The 15,346-nt window shown below is 72.9% G+C and carries 11 protein-coding genes; 6 read left to right on the top strand and 5 right to left on the bottom strand.

What is annotated here, in order from left to right; translation table 11 throughout:
• Positions 1 to 59: 59 nt before the first annotated feature.
• A complete protein-coding gene (locus tag C6W10_RS04800; protein WP_107256860.1) occupies positions 60 to 2,051 on the bottom strand; it encodes a beta-galactosidase in 1,992 nt (663 codons plus the stop codon).
• Between the two features lie 165 nt (positions 2,052 to 2,216).
• Here C6W10_RS04800 and C6W10_RS04795 point away from each other — a divergent pair, with 165 nt between their 5' ends.
• The 4 genes from C6W10_RS04795 (at position 2,217) to C6W10_RS04780 (ending at position 6,706) form a co-directional block, all read left to right on the top strand.
• Positions 2,217 to 3,494, top strand: a complete 1,278-nt coding sequence (locus C6W10_RS04795) for an ABC transporter substrate-binding protein (protein WP_159079240.1) — start codon at positions 2,217 to 2,219, stop codon at positions 3,492 to 3,494.
• A gap of 7 nt (positions 3,495 to 3,501) precedes the next feature.
• The gene (locus C6W10_RS04790; protein WP_234361617.1) at positions 3,502 to 4,485 is read left to right on the top strand and encodes a carbohydrate ABC transporter permease; all 984 of its coding nucleotides are present in this window, start codon (positions 3,502 to 3,504) and stop codon (positions 4,483 to 4,485) included.
• Positions 4,482 to 5,342: a carbohydrate ABC transporter permease gene (locus C6W10_RS04785; protein WP_107256856.1), complete on the top strand. Its 861-nt coding sequence runs from the start codon at positions 4,482 to 4,484 to the stop codon at positions 5,340 to 5,342. Before C6W10_RS04790 ends, C6W10_RS04785 begins: the two co-directional genes overlap by 4 nt.
• 155 nt (positions 5,343 to 5,497) lie before the next feature.
• Positions 5,498 to 6,706 carry a PHB depolymerase family esterase gene (locus C6W10_RS04780; RefSeq protein WP_107256854.1) on the top strand — a complete coding sequence of 403 codons (1,209 nt, stop codon included), beginning with the start codon at positions 5,498 to 5,500 and terminating at the stop codon, positions 6,704 to 6,706.
• Between the two features lie 88 nt (positions 6,707 to 6,794).
• Here the strand turns inward: C6W10_RS04780 and C6W10_RS04775 are convergent, their stop codons facing one another.
• Together C6W10_RS04775 and C6W10_RS04770 are read right to left on the bottom strand one after the other, a co-directional pair.
• The gene (locus C6W10_RS04775; RefSeq protein WP_107263666.1) at positions 6,795 to 7,175 is read right to left on the bottom strand and encodes a VOC family protein; all 381 of its coding nucleotides are present in this window, start codon (positions 7,173 to 7,175) and stop codon (positions 6,795 to 6,797) included.
• A gap of 64 nt (positions 7,176 to 7,239) precedes the next feature.
• The gene (locus C6W10_RS04770) at positions 7,240 to 8,241 is read right to left on the bottom strand and encodes a sigma-70 family RNA polymerase sigma factor (protein ID WP_234361616.1); all 1,002 of its coding nucleotides are present in this window, start codon (positions 8,239 to 8,241) and stop codon (positions 7,240 to 7,242) included.
• A gap of 137 nt (positions 8,242 to 8,378) precedes the next feature.
• Between C6W10_RS04770 and C6W10_RS04765 the strand changes: the two genes are divergently transcribed.
• Both C6W10_RS04765 and C6W10_RS04760 read left to right on the top strand, forming a co-directional pair.
• On the top strand, positions 8,379 to 9,017 hold the full coding sequence (locus C6W10_RS04765) for a maleylpyruvate isomerase family mycothiol-dependent enzyme (protein WP_107256852.1): 639 nt from the start codon (positions 8,379 to 8,381) through the stop codon (positions 9,015 to 9,017).
• Positions 9,018 to 9,186: 169 nt separating this feature from the next.
• Positions 9,187 to 9,882, top strand: a complete 696-nt coding sequence (locus C6W10_RS04760) for an RraA family protein (protein ID WP_199853866.1) — start codon at positions 9,187 to 9,189, stop codon at positions 9,880 to 9,882.
• Between the two features lie 12 nt (positions 9,883 to 9,894).
• Here the strand turns inward: C6W10_RS04760 and C6W10_RS04755 are convergent, their stop codons facing one another.
• Positions 9,895 to 13,032 carry a tetratricopeptide repeat protein gene (locus C6W10_RS04755; protein WP_107256850.1) on the bottom strand — a complete coding sequence of 1,046 codons (3,138 nt, stop codon included), beginning with the start codon at positions 13,030 to 13,032 and terminating at the stop codon, positions 9,895 to 9,897.
• Positions 13,033 to 13,160: 128 nt separating this feature from the next.
• Positions 13,161 to 15,335 (bottom strand): discoidin domain-containing protein, encoded by a 2,175-nt coding sequence (locus C6W10_RS04750; protein WP_107256848.1) that lies wholly within the window; start codon positions 15,333 to 15,335, stop codon positions 13,161 to 13,163.
• Positions 15,336 to 15,346 lie beyond the last annotated feature (11 nt).

Below are 15,346 nucleotides of genomic sequence, written 5' to 3'. Positions count from 1 at the left end.
CCCGGTCAACCCGTGCGGAGCACGGCGAAGCCGCGTGGCGGGATCTGGACGCCGCCCGGTCAATCCGCGCGGAGCACGGCGAAGCCGCGTGGCGGGATCCGGACGCCGCCCGGCGCCGGCTCGGCACCGCACAGCACCCGGCCGTCGACGGTGACCTCGACCGGGCCGTCGGTGTCGTTGGCCAGGAAGGTGTAGCGGCGACCGTCGGGATGCCGGCGTTGCACCGCCTCGATCCCGGGCGGCGGGGCGGCCAGCACCGGCACCACCCCGGCCTCACCGGCCAGCCGGGTCAGCAGCCGGCCTAGGTCGGCGTCGGCCAGATGGGTACCGAGGTAGTGGGCGGTGCCCCGGCCGTGCCGCCGACGGGTCAGCGCCGCAGCGCCGGCCAGCGGTCCGGCGGCGTACGTCAGCAGCACCTCGGCCGTCTCCGCCGTCGCCATCTCCGTCCACAGTCGACCGTACGTGCCGTCGCCGAGCGGCACCCGCTGGCCCTCGTCGAGCGGGAAGAACTCCTCGACCCGTACGCCGAGCAGTTCGGCCCAGGCGCCGTACCCGCCGAGCCGGATCCGGTCGTCGGAGTCGACCACCCCGGCGTACGGGCCGATCAGCACGGTGCCGCCGTCGGCGACGTACCGGGTCAGGTTCTCGGCGTCGGCGTCGCTGACCAGGTGCAGTGCCGGGACCAGCACCAGCCGGTACCGGCCGAGGTCGCCGCCGGGTCGGGCGAAGTCACAGGTGACGGTGGCGGTACGCAGCACCCGGTGCCACTGCTCCAGCAACGCCACCGGTTCGGCGTCCACGCTCGGCTGGCTGGGGTGCTGCTGCGCCCAGATGCTCGGCCAGTCGAGCAGTACGGCGACGTCGGCGACCACCTCGCTGCCGACGATCTCGGCCAGCTCGTCGAGTTCGGCGCCGAGCGCCACCACCTCGCGCCAGACCTTGGTGTCGGTGCCGGCGTGCGGCACCATGCCGGAGTGCCACTTCTCGGCGCCGGACCGGGAGGCCCGCCACTGGAAGTAGAGCACCGAGTCGGCGCCCCGGGCGACGTGTGCCAGCGAGTCCCGGCGCAGCCGTCCGGGCGGCTTGGCGAGGTTGCGCGGCTGCCAGTTGACGGCGCTGGCGGCGTGCTCCATCAGCGCCCAGGGCCGACCGCCGGCCAGTGACCGGGCCAGGTCGGCGATGAAGGCGAGGTCGGCGTACGGGTCGGCGCGGTCGGCGCTCAGGTAGTGGTCCATGGCGACCACGTCGACCTCGCCGGCCCAGGCCCAGAAGTCCACACTCCACCGGTCGACCAGGAAGTTCGTCGTCACCGGTACGCCCGGACTGAGCCGGCGCAGCACGTCGCGTTCGGCCCGGTAGCAGTCGAGCAGTTCGGCGGAGGAGAAGCGGTGGAAGTCGAGCTGCTGGGTGGGGTTGGTGAAGCTCGGGGTCTGCCGGGGCGGCAGGATCTGCGCCCAGTCGGTGTAGCGCTGCGACCAGAACGCGGTGCCCCAGGCGGCGTTGAGCGCGTCCAGGGTGGCGTAGCGGTCGCGCAGCCAGCTCCGGAACGCCTCGGCGGAGGTGTCGCACCAGCAGCGGGCGACGTGGCAGCCGTACTCGTTGTTGACGTGCCACATGGCCAGCGCCGGGTGGTCGGCGTAGCGGGTGGCGAGCCGTTCGACCAGGGCCACGGCCGCCGCCCGGTACACCGGTGAGCTGGGGCAGTACGCCTGCCGGCTGCCCCACCAGAGCCGGCTGCCGTCCGGGCCGACCGGCAGCGACTCGGGGTGGGCGTGGCTGAACCAGGGCGGCGGGGCGGCGGTGGCGGTGGCCAGGTCGACGGCGACGCCGTGCCGGGCGAGCAGGTCGAGTAGGCGGTCGAGCCAGTCGAAGTCGTAGCGGCCGGGTTCGGTCTCCAGCATCGCCCAGCCGAAGACGCCGACGGTGACCAGGCCGACCCGCGCGTCCTTCATCAGCCGGACGTCGGAGGTCCAGACCTGCTCCGGCCACTGCTCGGCGTTGTAGTCGCCGCCGAAGGCGAAGCCGGGCAGGGCCGGGAGATCGAAGGCCATGCCTAGATCGTCCGATCTGGACGGCGGGGCGTCAACCGGTCGCGGAGGCTTATTCTTTGTCCTTGACGAAGTAGTTGCAGAAGCCTAGGCTACGGCTCACCCCAGCGACGCCATCCACCAGCTCCAATGCCCGCGCCGATTGCCGCGCGAGAAGGAAGGCGCACCATGAGCGGTACCCGTTCCGGCCTGTCCCGACGGCGCTTCCTCGGCGGCTCGCTGCTGGTCGTCGGCGGCGCCGTGCTCCCGGCCTGCCAGTCCGACCCGACCGGCGGCGGCGGGGGGTCGGCCAAGGTCACCCTCAACCACTGGTACCACGAGTACGGCGAGCAGGGCACCCGGGAGGCCGCGCTGCGCTACGCCGCCGACTACACCAAGCAGAACCCGGACGTCGCGGTCAAGGTGACCTGGGTGCCGGGCGACTACAAGACGAAGTGGCAGTCGTCGGTGCTCACCCCGGAGGGCCCCGACGTGTACGAGATCAACGAGGTCACCCCGGACATGGTGGCGCAGCAGCAGGTCGCCGCCCTCGACGACATCCTCGGGGCGGCCAAGGCCGAACTCAACCCGCACGCGCTCAGCCCGCTCACCCACGGCGGCAAGGCGTACGGCGTACCGATGATCATCGACGTGATGCTGCTCTACTACCGCAAGAGCCTGCTCGCCGGGGCCGGCATCGCGGCACCGGCCACCCTCACCGAGCTGGTCACCGCAGCGAAGGCGCTCACCAAGGGCAAGACCAAGGGCATCTTCGTCGGCAACGACGGCCTCGCCGGGATGCGCGGGGTACTGCCGTTCTCGGTCGGCCAGACCGTGCTCACCGACCGGAAGGTCAGCTACGCCACCCCGGAGATCGCCGACGCCTTCGCCGTCGCCCGCCGGATGTTCACCGACAAGTCGATGCTGCTCGGCTACGCCACCGAGTGGTACGACCCGGGCGCCCTGATCACCGGCGCCACCGCGATCGCCTGGGGCGGGCTCTGGGCGCTGCCCCGGATCAGCAAGGAACTCGGCGACGACTTCGACCTCGTCCCGTGGCCGGCGCACGGCCCGACCGGCAAGCCGGTGGTGATCCTCGGCGGCTGGTCCCAGGTGGTCAACGGCAAGAGCAAGCACGTCGACGAGGCGAAGAAGTACGTGCAGTGGCTCTGGTTGCAGAACAACGAGGTGCAGCAGGACTGGGCGCTGAGCTACGGCTTCCACGTGCCGCCCCGGGCCAGCCTCGCCGCCCAGGCCGAGCCGTTGCGGACCGGGCCGGCGAAGAAGGTGGTGGACCTGCTCAACCAGTACGGCACCCGGACCACCGCGCTCTGGGCGCCGACGGTCAGCAAGCCGTACGACGACGCCGCCTCCGACATCATCCGCAAGAACGCCGACCCGCTGGCGACGCTGACCGCTGCGGCGGGCCGCTCCCAGGAGGCGCTCGACAAGCTGCCCACGGTCTGAGGCCCCGGTGTCCGTGCGTACCGGTCCGCTCCAGGCCGACGCCGGGCCGGCGGTCCGGCCGGCGTCCGCGCCGCCGCGCCGCCGCCGGGTCGACTGGTCGGCCTGGCGGGCCTTCGCGCTGCTGACCGCGCCGCTGCTGGTCGGGCTGCTGCTCTTCAAGTACGTCGCGATGGGCTGGGGACTGCTGCTCAGCTTCAGCAACGCCCGGGGCACCATCGCGCTCGGCGACTGGGCGGGACTGGAGAACTACCGGACCCTCTTCGGCGATCCCCGGTTCCGCACCTCGCTGTCGATGATCGTGGTCTTCACCCTGGTGATCGTGCCGCTGACCTTCGCGATCGCGCTCGGGCTGGCCGTACTCGTCAACCGGCTGCGCCGGGGTCGGGCACTGTTCCGGACCACGTTCTTCCTGCCGGCCGCCGTCTCCTACGTGGTCGCCTCGCTGATCTGGAAGATGAGCCTGTTCAGCGGCGTACCGTCCAGCGCGGCCAACTCGCTGGCCGCCCTCTTCGGCCAGGAGCCGACCGCGTGGATCGCCACCGTCGACCCGCCGCTGTACTGGATCGTGCTGATCACCGTCCGGCTCTGGTTGCAGATCGGCCTCTACATGATCCTGTTCCTGGCCGGCATGCAGGAGATCCCCGGCGAGCTGTACGAGGCGGCCCGGGTCGACGGCGCGGCGGGCGAGTGGCGGCTGTTCCGGCACATCACCTTCCCGCTGCTGCGCAACACCTCCGTGGCGGTGACCCTGCTGCTGGTGATCGCGGCGTTCCAGGCGTTCGACGAGTTCTACAACCTGCTCAGTACCGGCCTGGCCGGCGCGCCCGGTCCGGACGGCCGCCCGCCGCTGGTCTACCTCTACGACGTCTCGCTGGTGCAGCAGGACTACGGCCTGGGCTCGGCCGGCGCGTTCGTGGTCACCCTGCTGATCGTGCTGGTGACCCTGGTGCAGGGCCGGCTGGTCGGCTTCGGCAGAGGGGACGGGGAATGAGCGACGACCGCCTCCCACGCCGCCGTGCCGGCCGGATCGGCCGGGCCCGGATCGGCAGCTACCTGGCGGCCGTCGTCTTCGCGGTGCCGTTCCTGCTCCCGTTCTATCTGCTGCTGCGCAACTCACTGATGACCCAGACCGAGCTGGGCGCCCTGGAGTGGCGCTGGTGGCCGGAGCGGATCGACCTGACCGGCTTCACCGACGCGTTCGCCAACAGCAGCGCCCCGCTGGGTCGGGCACTGCTCAACTCGGCGCTGGTCGCGATCGTCTCGGCCCCGGTCTCCACGCTCCTCGCCTCGATGGCCGGTTACGCGGTCGCCCGGATCCGGGTCGCCGCGGCGAGGCCGGTCTTCCTGCTGGTCGTGGCGACCATGATGGTGCCCGGCGCGGCCACCTTCGTGCCGACCTTCGTGGTGGTCGGTTCGCTGGGCGGGGTGAACACACTCTGGGGGCTGATCGTGCCGGGGCTGTTCAACGCCCTCGCCGTGCTGCTCTTCCGCGGCTTCTACCTGCGCTTCCCGCAGGAGATCGAGGACGCCGGCCGGATCGACGGGCTCGGCCACCTCGGCGTCTACCTGCGGCTGGCGCTGCCCAACTCGGCGGGGCTGCTCGCCGCGCTCGGCGTACTCTCCTTCATCGAGCACTGGAACTCGTTCCTCTGGCCGCTGGTGATCGGGCAGGATCCGGCACTCTGGACGGTCCAGGTGGCGATGTCGACGAACCTCACCGCACAGGCGATCAACCTGCCGGCGCTCTTCGCCAGCGCGGTCGTCTCGGTCCTCCCGCTGGCCCTGGTCTTCCTGGTCGCCCAGCGGTGGATCGTGCGCGGGATCATGGCGACCGGGATCAAGGGCTGACCGGCGCCCGCCGCCAGCTCCGCGGCCATGGGGATCGGCATCACTTCGACGTCGGGAAATGTGTGACGACGCGCCATGTCGGCGGTTCGTCTTCGGGTCGTAACGTCGCGGCAACTTCCACGTGATCCAGCCCACACCGCCGCCGGAGGCCCACCATGCGCCACAGACCCGTCCTGGCCCGCCTCGTGCGGGCCGCCCTCGTGCCCGTACTGGCCGCGGTCGGCGTACTCGCCGTCAGCGGGCCCGCCCAGGCCGCCACCTTCGGCCAGGTGACCGGCTTCGGCTCCAACCCCGGCAACCTCACCATGTACGCGTACCGGCCGGACAACCTGCCCGGCAACGCCCCCGCGGTGGTGCTGCTGCACGGCTGCGCGCAGAACGCCAACGGCTACTTCAGCAACTCCGGCTGGCGCAAGTACGCCGACCAGTGGGGGTTCGCGCTGATCGTCCCGGAGCAGAAGTCGGCGAACAACTCCACCTCCTGCTTCAACTGGTTCGAGCCGGGTGACACCGCCCGGGGCCAGGGCGAGGCGCTCTCCATCAAGCAGATGGTCGACCACGCCCGGAGCAGCTTCGGCATCGCCGCCAACCGGGTCTACGTCAGCGGGCTCTCCGCCGGTGGGGCGATGGCCGCGGCGATGCTCGCCAGCTATCCGGACACCTTCGCGGCCGGCTCGATCGTCGCCGGCATCCCCTACCGCTGCGCCACCAGCATGGTCAACGCGTTCAGCTGCATGAACCCGGGCGTCGACCGGAGCCCGGCGCAGTGGGGCGACCTGGTCCGGCAGGCGTACCCCGGCTACTCCGGCGCCCGGCCGAAGGTGGCGATCTGGCACGGCACCGCCGACTACACGGTCGGCACCGCCAACGCCACCGAGTCCCGGGACCAGTGGACCAACGTGCTGGGCGTGTCGCAGACCCCGAGCGGCACGTCGAGCCTGCCCGGCGGCACCACGCTGGAGACGTACGGCGCCGACCAGGTGCGCCTCTACCGGGTCGCCGGCATGGGCCACGGCACCCCGGTCGACCCGGGCTCCGGGACCGAGCAGTGTGGCACCGCCGCCGCCTACTTCCTGGACACCATCTGCTCGGCGTACCGGGACGCGCTCTTCTTCGGCCTCGGCACCGGCACCGACCCCGGCGACCCCGGAGATCCCGGCGACCCGGGCGATCCCGGTGATCCGGGCGAGGACCCGGTCTGCGTCACCGCCAGCAACTACGCGCACGTCCAGGCGGGCCGCGCCTACCAGTCCGGCGGGTACGCCTACGCGCTCGGCTCCGGCGCCCGGATGGGTCTCTACAACATCTTCGCCACCAGCACCCTCCGGCAGACCGGTCCCGCCCACTGGGTGATCGGCTGCTGAACGGGCCCGTCCGGCGCCGGCCCCCTCCGGCGCCGGACACCCGGCGACTCCGGCCGGTCGGAGACCCCGGAGTCACCGGGCCGGCGACTCAGCCCGCCCGGTCGCCCTCGCCCAGCTCCTGGGTCAGGTTGACCATGTTGCCGTCCGGATCGTGCAGGTGGACCACCCGCTGGCCCCACGGCATGTCGTTCGGCGGGCCCAGCACCCGCCCGCCGAGCGCCGTCACCTCGTCCAGCAGCCCGTCGACGTCCGGCACGGCCACGCTGAGGGCGATCCGCGACGGGGTCGAGAGGTCGACCTCGGCCTCGCTGACCACCCCGAGGTCGGAGTCGCCCAGCCGCAGGAAGACGTAGAAGACCGGCCCGTCGTCCGGGAACCGGCGTACCTCCACCGCGCCGAGCAACCGTTGGTAGAAGTTCAGCAGGCGGGGCAGGTCGGGTGTGACGATGATCGGCTGCACGGTGGTCATGTCGGTCTCCTCCGGGATCCGTCGTAGCACTTCCGTCGGGAGGTACGCGGCGGAAGGCCGGAACTCATCGGTCGGCGGACGGCAACTCGGCCGGCGGCCCGAAGAGGGTCATCAGCCGGTCGGCGTCGAGGAACGTGGTCAGCCCGGTCACCAGTCCGTCGGCCACGTCGAGCAGGACCAGCCCGAACGGCCGGTAGCCGCCCTCGGGAGCCGGCCGGAGCTGCCAGAACGCCGGGGAGCCGTTCGCCGCGACCGGAACGAGCCGGGCACCCGCGCACGACGCGGCCGGATCCAGCAGGGCCAGCCGGATCTGATCGCGACCCCGCAACCAGAACCGGACCGGCGGCATCGACATCGTGGCCTCCTCGTGCAGCAACGCCACCAGCGCCTCGACGTCGTGGCGCTCGAACGCGTCGCAGTACCGGGCGAGCAGGTCGCGCTGGTTCGGGTCGGCCGGCCGGAACGGTTCGCCGGGGGCCCGGTCGACGGTCCGCAGCGTGGCCCTGGCCCGCTGCAACGCACTGGTCACCGACGCGACCGTGCTCTCCAGCAGGTGGGCGACCTCCTCGGCCCGCCAGCAGAGCACGTCGCGCAGGATCAACACCGCCCGCTGCCGGGGCGGCAGGTGCTGCAACGCGGCAACGAACGCCAGCCGGATCGTCTCCCGGCGTAACGCCAGCTCCTCGGGGTCGCCGTGCATCGACAGCGCGGCGCCGTCCGGGACCGGCTGGACGAAGACCCGCTCCGGGGCCGGTGCGCCGATGCCCGGCCCGTCGGCGGCCGGCCCCAGGTCCATGGCGAGCGCCCGGCGTTGCGCGCTGCGGAGCATGTCGAGGCAGATGTTCGTCGCGATGCGGTAGAGCCAGGTGCGCAGCGACCCGCGCCGCTCGTCGTACCGGTCGAACGACCGCCAGGCCCGCACCAGGGTCTCCTGGACGGCGTCCTCGGCCTCGAACCCCGAGCCGAGCATCCGGTAGCAGTATCCGGTCAGCTCCGTCCGGAACGGCTCCAGCCGGGACGTCTGCGCGTCCAGCCGGGATGTCTGCACGGTCGTCGGTTCCACCACCGGTCCGACCATACCCAGCCCGGCCGGCCCGGCCACCCCCGAAAGGGACGTGTCCGGGCACCGATGAGTTTTCCGCGCCCGCCCCGTATCACCGGCAGGAGCCGCCGGGCCGGTGCGGCCGGACGGGAGGAGAGTCGATGAGTGAAGATCGTTTGTGGGCCGAGGTACGGGCCGAGCGCCAGGAACAGGTGGACCTGCTCGCCGCACTCCGCCCCGAGCAGTGGGACGCGCCCACGCTCTGTGCCGGCTGGCGGGTACGCGAGGTCGTCGCACACACCACCCTGCCGTTCCGGAACTCGTTCGGGCGTTTCGTCGTGGACCTGGTCAGGGCCCGGGGAAGCTTCGACCGGATGGCCGACCGGTGCGCCCGGCGCGACGCCGCCGAACTTTCCGCCGAGCGCCTGCTCGGGTCGCTGCGGGACAACGTCGCGCACACCTGGACACCACCCGGCGGCGGCGCGCACGGCGCGCTCTCGCACGACGTGATCCACGGACTCGACATCACCGTCGGACTCGGGCTGGACCGCCGGACACCACCGGACCGGGTCGGCCTGGTGCTGTCCCGGATGCGACCGAGAAACATCGGGTACTTCGGAGTGGACCTCGGCGGGGTGGCGCTGCACGCCACCGACCTGGACTGGAGCTACGGCACCGGCAGCCCGCTGCGGGGTCTCGCCCAGGACCTGCTGCTGGTGATCTGCGGACGTCTGCTGCCACCCGGCCGGCTCGACGGCGAGAGCGCGGCCCGGTTCTCCGGAGAGCCCGCACCCCGCTGACCCCCGCCCCGCTGACCCCCGCCCCGGCCGGCACCGTGCCGCCGTCGACCAAGGGCCACCGGTGGCGGATTGGCCCGGCCGGCAACCGGTCGACCGTCGGTAGCATCGGGCCTCCCGCCGGTGGCGCGAGATCACCGCCGAACCGCATCCGACCAGGGAGGGAACCCTCGTGCTGCGCGACGCCTTCGCCGAGCTGTCAACGCCGTTGGTCGCCGACGCCTGCGTACGCCTCGGTGTGCCGCTGCGGATCGCCCCGCCCGGCATCGCCGCGGTCGTACCCGGACAGCGGCTCGCCGGGCGCGTCCTGCCGGCCCGGCACTACGGCAGTGTGGACGTCTTCCTGGCGGCGCTGGAGGCCGCCGACCGGGACGACGTGCTGGTCGTCGACAACGGCGGGCGGACCGACGAGGCCTGTGTCGGCGACCTGGTGGTGCTGGAGGCCCGGGCGGCCGGGCTGGCCGGTCTGGTGATCTGGGGCCTGCACCGCGACACGCCGGAGCTGGTGGAGATCGGTCTGCCCGTCTTCAGCTACGGCAGCTACCCGGCCGGTCCGGTACGCCTCGACGAACCCGAGCCGGCGGCCCTGGTCAGCGCAGCGTTCGGTACGCACTCCGTCGGTGCGGCCGATGCCGTCTTCGCCGACGACGACGGGGTGTTGTTCGTCGCCGTCGACCGGACCGAGGAGGTGCTGACGACCGCGCGGCAGATCCGGCGGACCGAACGCGACCAGGCCGACCGGATCCGGGCCGGGCAGTCCCTGCGCGAGCAGACCCGTTTCGCCGACTATCTGGCCCGGCGGGCGGCCGATCCGGGGTACAGCTTCCGGCGGCACCTGCGCCGGATCGGTGGCGCCATCGAGGAGTAGCCGGCGGCGCGGTCAGGACGGCCGGCCGAGCACGGCCAGCCGATCCGGCGACTCGGCCGCCTCGGGCACCCCGAGCATCCGGTAGAGGGCGTTGGCGGAACTCCAGTGCGTCTCGGCACGCCCGTCGTCACCGGCCGCCCGGTACGCCCGGCTGAGTCCGGCGTGCGCCCGGGCCTGCTCGTACGCGTCCCCGATCTCGGTGGCCAGGCTGAGCGCGCCGCTGTGCTGCGCCCGCGCCGGTTCGGGCCGGCCCAGCCGGTGCAGGATCTCACCGAGACTGTTGGTGGACGCGGCCTCGCCGGCCCGCTCACCGACCCGGCGCAGCAGCGTGAGCGCCTGCTCGACCAGTTCCAGTGCGGACTCGTGGTCTCCCTGCCGCAGGCGTACCCGGCCGAGCCCGTCCAGCGCGAGCGCCCGGCCGGCCCGGTCGCCGACCGCCTCGAACAACGCCAGCGCCCGCCGGTGCCGACCGGCGGCGGTGCGCAGCCGTCCGGCGCGCAGGTGCAGGTCCCCGAGGCTGGTCAGCGCGTACGCCTCGCCGGTCGCGTCGGCGATCCGCCGGCAGAGCACGGCGGCGGTACGCAGGTGCACCCCCGCCTCCCGGTAGTTGCCCTGCCGCAGCAGTACGTGCCCGAGGTTGCCGCCGGCCCGGGCCTCGCCGGCCGGGTCACCGGCCCGTCGGCAGAGCAGCAGCGCGGCACGCAGCGCCTCGGCCGCCTCGTCGTACCGGCCCTGCCGCTGCTGGACGTGACCGAGGTTGCCCAGCGCCCGCGCCTCACCCGCACTGTCGCCGTTCTCCCGGCTCAGCGCCACCGCCTCACGCAGCCGGGCGATCGAGGGGGCGTACCGGCCCTGCTGGGCGTACATCACGGCGAGGCCGGTCAGCAGGTGCGCCTCGGTGACCCGGTCGCCGTCCTGCCGGGCCGCCGCCAGGGCGTGCGTGTGCATCCGTTCGGCGTCGGCGAAGTATCCGCCGCTCTCCAGATAGCGCAGCAGGGTCAGGGTCAGCCGTACCGCGTGTGCCGACCGGCCGCGTTCGGCGGCCCGGACCGCCGTCGCCACCAGGGTCGGCCGCTCCGCGTCCAGCCACTCCCGGGCCGCCTGCGGGTCCGGCATCGGCGGTGGCGGGACCGGCGGCCGGTGCACGGGTGCCCGGCGGTGCCGTTCCGCCGGATAGAGCGTGTCGATCGCCGTCGTCGCGGCGGCCAGTTCGTAGTCGAAGAGGCGGTCGGCGGCGGCGTCGGCCGCCGAGGCCGGCTCGTCGGCGGCACAGCGTTCGGTGGCATAGGCCCGGAGCAGGTCGTGGAAGGTGTAGCGGTGGTTGCCCGCCGTCTGCACGAGGTTCGCCCGGGCGAGCGTGTCGAGCAGGTGCCGGGCCGGCTCCGGTTCGGTGTCGAAGAGCGCCGCCGCGGCGTACCGGTCGACGTCCGGTCCGGGATGCGGCCCGAGCATCCGGAAGGCGCGCGCGGCGGCGGACGGCAGTTGCTGGTACGACCAGGAGAGCACCGCCCGTACGCCGGTGCGCGGGTCGCCCCCGGCGTCGAGGAGCCGGAGCCGGTGCTGCTGGTCGGCCAGCTCGGCGACGAGTACCGCCAGCGGTGCGGTCGGTCGGGTGAGCACGAGTTCGGCGGCGACCCGCAGCGCCAGCGGCAGGTGGGCGCAGCGCTCGGCGAGCGCCGCGGCGGCGGCCGGTTCCCGGGCGACCCGCTCGCCGAGGGTGCGCCAGAGCAGCTCGACCGAGTCGGCGCTGGTGAGCAGGCCGAGTTCGATCCGCTCGGCGCCGTCCCGGGCGACCAGTCCGGCGAGGGTGTTCCGGCTGGTGACCAGCACGGCGCAGGAGGCGCTGCCGGGGAGGAGCGGCCGGGCCTGCTCCACCGAGGCGGCGTTGTCCAGCACGATCAGCATCCGCCGGCCGTCCAGGGCGCTGCGGTACCGTGCCGCGCACTCGTCGAGGTCGAACGGCACCTCGGTGCCGGGTACGCCCAGTGCGCGGAGGAACCCGGCCAGCGCCTCCTGCGGCGGCATCGGCCGGTCGACGTCGTAGCCGCGCAGGTTGACGTAGAGCTGCCCGTCGGGGAACCGGTGCCGGGCGTGGTGCCCCCAGCGCAGGGCGAGGGCGGTCTTGCCGACTCCGGCGGTGCCGGAGAGCACCACGACGGGGACGGTCGACGGGTCCGGCCGGGCGTGCTGAGCGGGGCGCACCAGCAGCCGGTCCAGCCTGGCGAGTTCGGCCGAGCGGCCGCAGAATCCGGGTACGTCGGCGGGGAGCTGCGCGGGCACGGCCGGCGCGTCGCGGGTATCGGGCGCGGTGGCCGGTGCCGCCGTCTCGGCGGTCCGCAGCGCGTCCCGGTAGGCGCCGGCCAGTTCGGGGCCGGGTTCGACTCCCAACTCCTCGACGAGGCGCCGACGGACGGCGCGGTAGACCGTGACGGCCCGGTCCCGGCGCCCGAGCGCGTGGTAGGCGCGGATCAGCAGTGCCTGGGCGGTCTCGTCCAGCGGACTGCCGGCGGCGAGTTCCTCCAGCGCCGGGAGCACGTCGGCGGCCCCGCCGACGGCGATCATGACCTCGCCGTACCGGCGTACCGCCGCCCGGCGTTCCTCGGCCAGCGCGACGACCTTCGGGTGCCCGGCGAGCGAGGGGACGTCGACCAGCGGTTCGGCCCGCCACAGCGCCAGCGCCCGCTGCCAGAGCCGGACCGAACCGGCCAGGTCGTCCCGGCGGTACGCCTCGGAGGCCGCGCCGGCGAGTTCCCGGAACACGCAGAGGTCGAGGTTGCGGGCGGGTACACCCACCGCGTACCCGTCGCCGACCCGGGGCAGGACGGCGCTGGCGGTGTGCGTGCGCCGGTCGGGTTCGAGCAGTCGACGGAGGTTCTTGACGTGCGTCTGGATCACGTTGGTGGCCGTCGCCGGCGGTTCGCTGTCGTCCCAGAGCACGTCGATGATCTCGGCCCGGGTCATCGGCCGGCCGGCGGCGAGCGCGAGCAGGCCGAGCACGGCCCGTTGGCCGGGTGAGGAGAAGGCGATCTGGTGCCCACCGCGCCAGGCCCGCACCGAGCCGAGGATCTCCAGCCGTACCGTGTCGACGCCGCCGTCGCCGGACTCCCCGAAAACGCTGACACCGTAGGCGCTTTCGTGAGCTACGACCATGCCGCCCCCATGCCTAACAGGGTGGCGTGCGGGCGAAACCGAGGCAAGGGCCCGAATACCCGAAGCGGTGATCCGACACCGGGGGTGTGCCGCGGAGTGGCCGGTCCGCCGTACCGGCCATCCGATGTTCAGCGGTAGACGCGTACGTAGTCGACGAGCATCCGGGACGGGAACGGCGTACTCGAATCGACCGGTCCGGGGAAGTCACCGCCGACGGCGAGGTTGAGGATCAGATAGAAGGGGTGGTCGAAGACCCACGGGCCACGGGTCGACTCCACCGTCTCCTTGCTGGCGTAGAAGACCGTCTGGCCGTCCACCTTGAACGTGATGCCCCGGCTGTCCCACTCCGCGGCCCAGACGTGGAAGCCGGCGGAGAAGTCGACCCCGCCCGGCGCGGGATACTTCTGCCCGTAGCCGCCACCGCCGTTGTACTGCGGTGCGTGCAGCGTCGAGTATCCCTCCAGGGTGTTCCGGCCGAGCACCTCCATGATGTCGATCTCCCCGTTGTACGGCCACGGCCGCCCGGTGAGGAAGTCGGCGCCCATCATCCAGAAGGCGGGCCAGAGGCCGTTGCCCTTCGGCACCTGGATCCGGGCCTCGATCCGGCCGTACTGGACGTGGAACCTGTTGCCGGTGTTCATCCGGTGCGAGGTGTAGTCGCGCCCGCCGGCCGTCTCCCGACGTGCCTCGATCACCAGGGCGCCGGTGCCGTTCATCGAGGCGTTGTTGTTGTTCGTGTAGTACTGGATCTCGTTGTTCTGCCCGGTGCCCGGGTCGATCGTCCACTTTGCCGGGTCGGGCTTGCTGCCGGCCGCGCCGTTGAACTCGTCGCTCCAGACGAGGTTGTTGGCCGGGAACGTCGGGTCGGGCGGCATCGCCGGTGGGGCCGTCGGGTTGCCCCCGGTGCCGTAGACCTTGAACTCGTAGAGCGAGTAGCCGTACGGGCCGACCCGGGCGGTGCCGTACATCCGGACGTACCGGCCGGTGCCGGTGACGTTCAGCGTCTCCTTGAAGCCCCGACCACCGGTGGTGGAGTAGATCGGGGTCCAGCTGCTGGCGTTCGCGGAGACCTGGATCTGGTAGGCGGTGGCGTAGGCCGGGTCCCACTGCAACACCACCTGGGTGATGCTGGCGGTGGCGCCCAGGTCGACGTAGATCCAGCCGGGGTCGACCCATCCGGTGGTGGTGCTGGTCGCCCACCGGCTGGCCGGGTCGTTGTCGAAGGCCCGGGCGGGCAGGCACTCGAAGCAGGTGCCGTCGTTCTGGCTGCTGGAGGCGACCGCCGGCTTCTGGTACGACAGCAGCACGCTGCCGCCGGGCGGGGGAGTGGTGGTCGGCGGCGGGGTGGTGGTCGGCGGGGTCGTCGGCCCGCCGCTGCCGGTCCGTACCGCCAGCTCCCAGAGCGAGTAGCCCCACCCGGTCGCCCGGGCGGTGCCGTACATCCGGACGTACCGGCCGGTGCCGGTGACGGTCAGGTTCTGTGTTCCGCCCGTGCCGGTGGTGCTGGTGTGCACGGTGGTCCAGGTCGAGCCGTCGGTGGAGGTCTGGATCTGGAACGCGGTGGCGTAGGCGGCCTCCCAGACCAGGGTGATCCCGCAGATCGACTGGGTGCTGCCGAGGTCGACCCGGAGCCACTGCGGGTCGGCGGCGGCGCTGGCCCAGCGGGTGCCGGTGTTGCCGTCGACCGCGGCCGAGGCCGGGTAGGCGGCGGATTCGGTGGAGGAGGCGGTCGCCGGCCGGCCCTGGGCGGCGTTGCCGGTGCCGCAGGCGGTGGTGCCGGTCTCGCCGTACACCTGGAACTCCCAGAGCGACACCCCGTACGCCGTGCCCCGCTGGGTGGCGTGCAGCCGGACGTACCGGCCGCTGCCGGTGACGCCGATCTCCTGGTTGCCGCCGCTGCCGGTGGTACTGCTGTGCACGGTCGTCCAGGTCGAGCCGTTGGTCGAGGTCTCGATCGTGAAGGCGCGGGCGTAGGCGCCCTCCCAGTTCAGCACGACCCGGCTGACCGGGGTGACCGCGCCGAGGTCGACCTGTATCCACTGCGGGTCGGCGAAGCCGCTGGACCAGCGGGTGCCGGGGTTGCCGTCGACCGCAGCCGAGGCGGGGTAGCCGGCGGACTGGATCGAGGAGGCGGTGGCCGGCCTGCCCTGCGAGAGCAGGGTCTCGGCCGCACCGGCCGACGTACCGGAGATGGCGAGATAGCCGGCGAGCAGCGCCGGGATCGCGACGGCCGACCCGGCGAGGGCCCGCCAGCGGCGTGCCCGGGATGGTCGGCGGCGGGGTGGGGACAGAGCGCTGTCCATCAGTGCTCCCT

The sequence above is a fragment of the Plantactinospora sp. BB1 genome (assembly GCF_003030385.1).
In the GTDB taxonomy this organism is placed as follows: Bacteria; Actinomycetota; Actinomycetes; order Mycobacteriales; family Micromonosporaceae; genus Plantactinospora.
The sequence above is the reverse complement of the archived record's forward strand: the minus strand, read 5'-3'. Positions and strand labels throughout refer to the sequence as shown.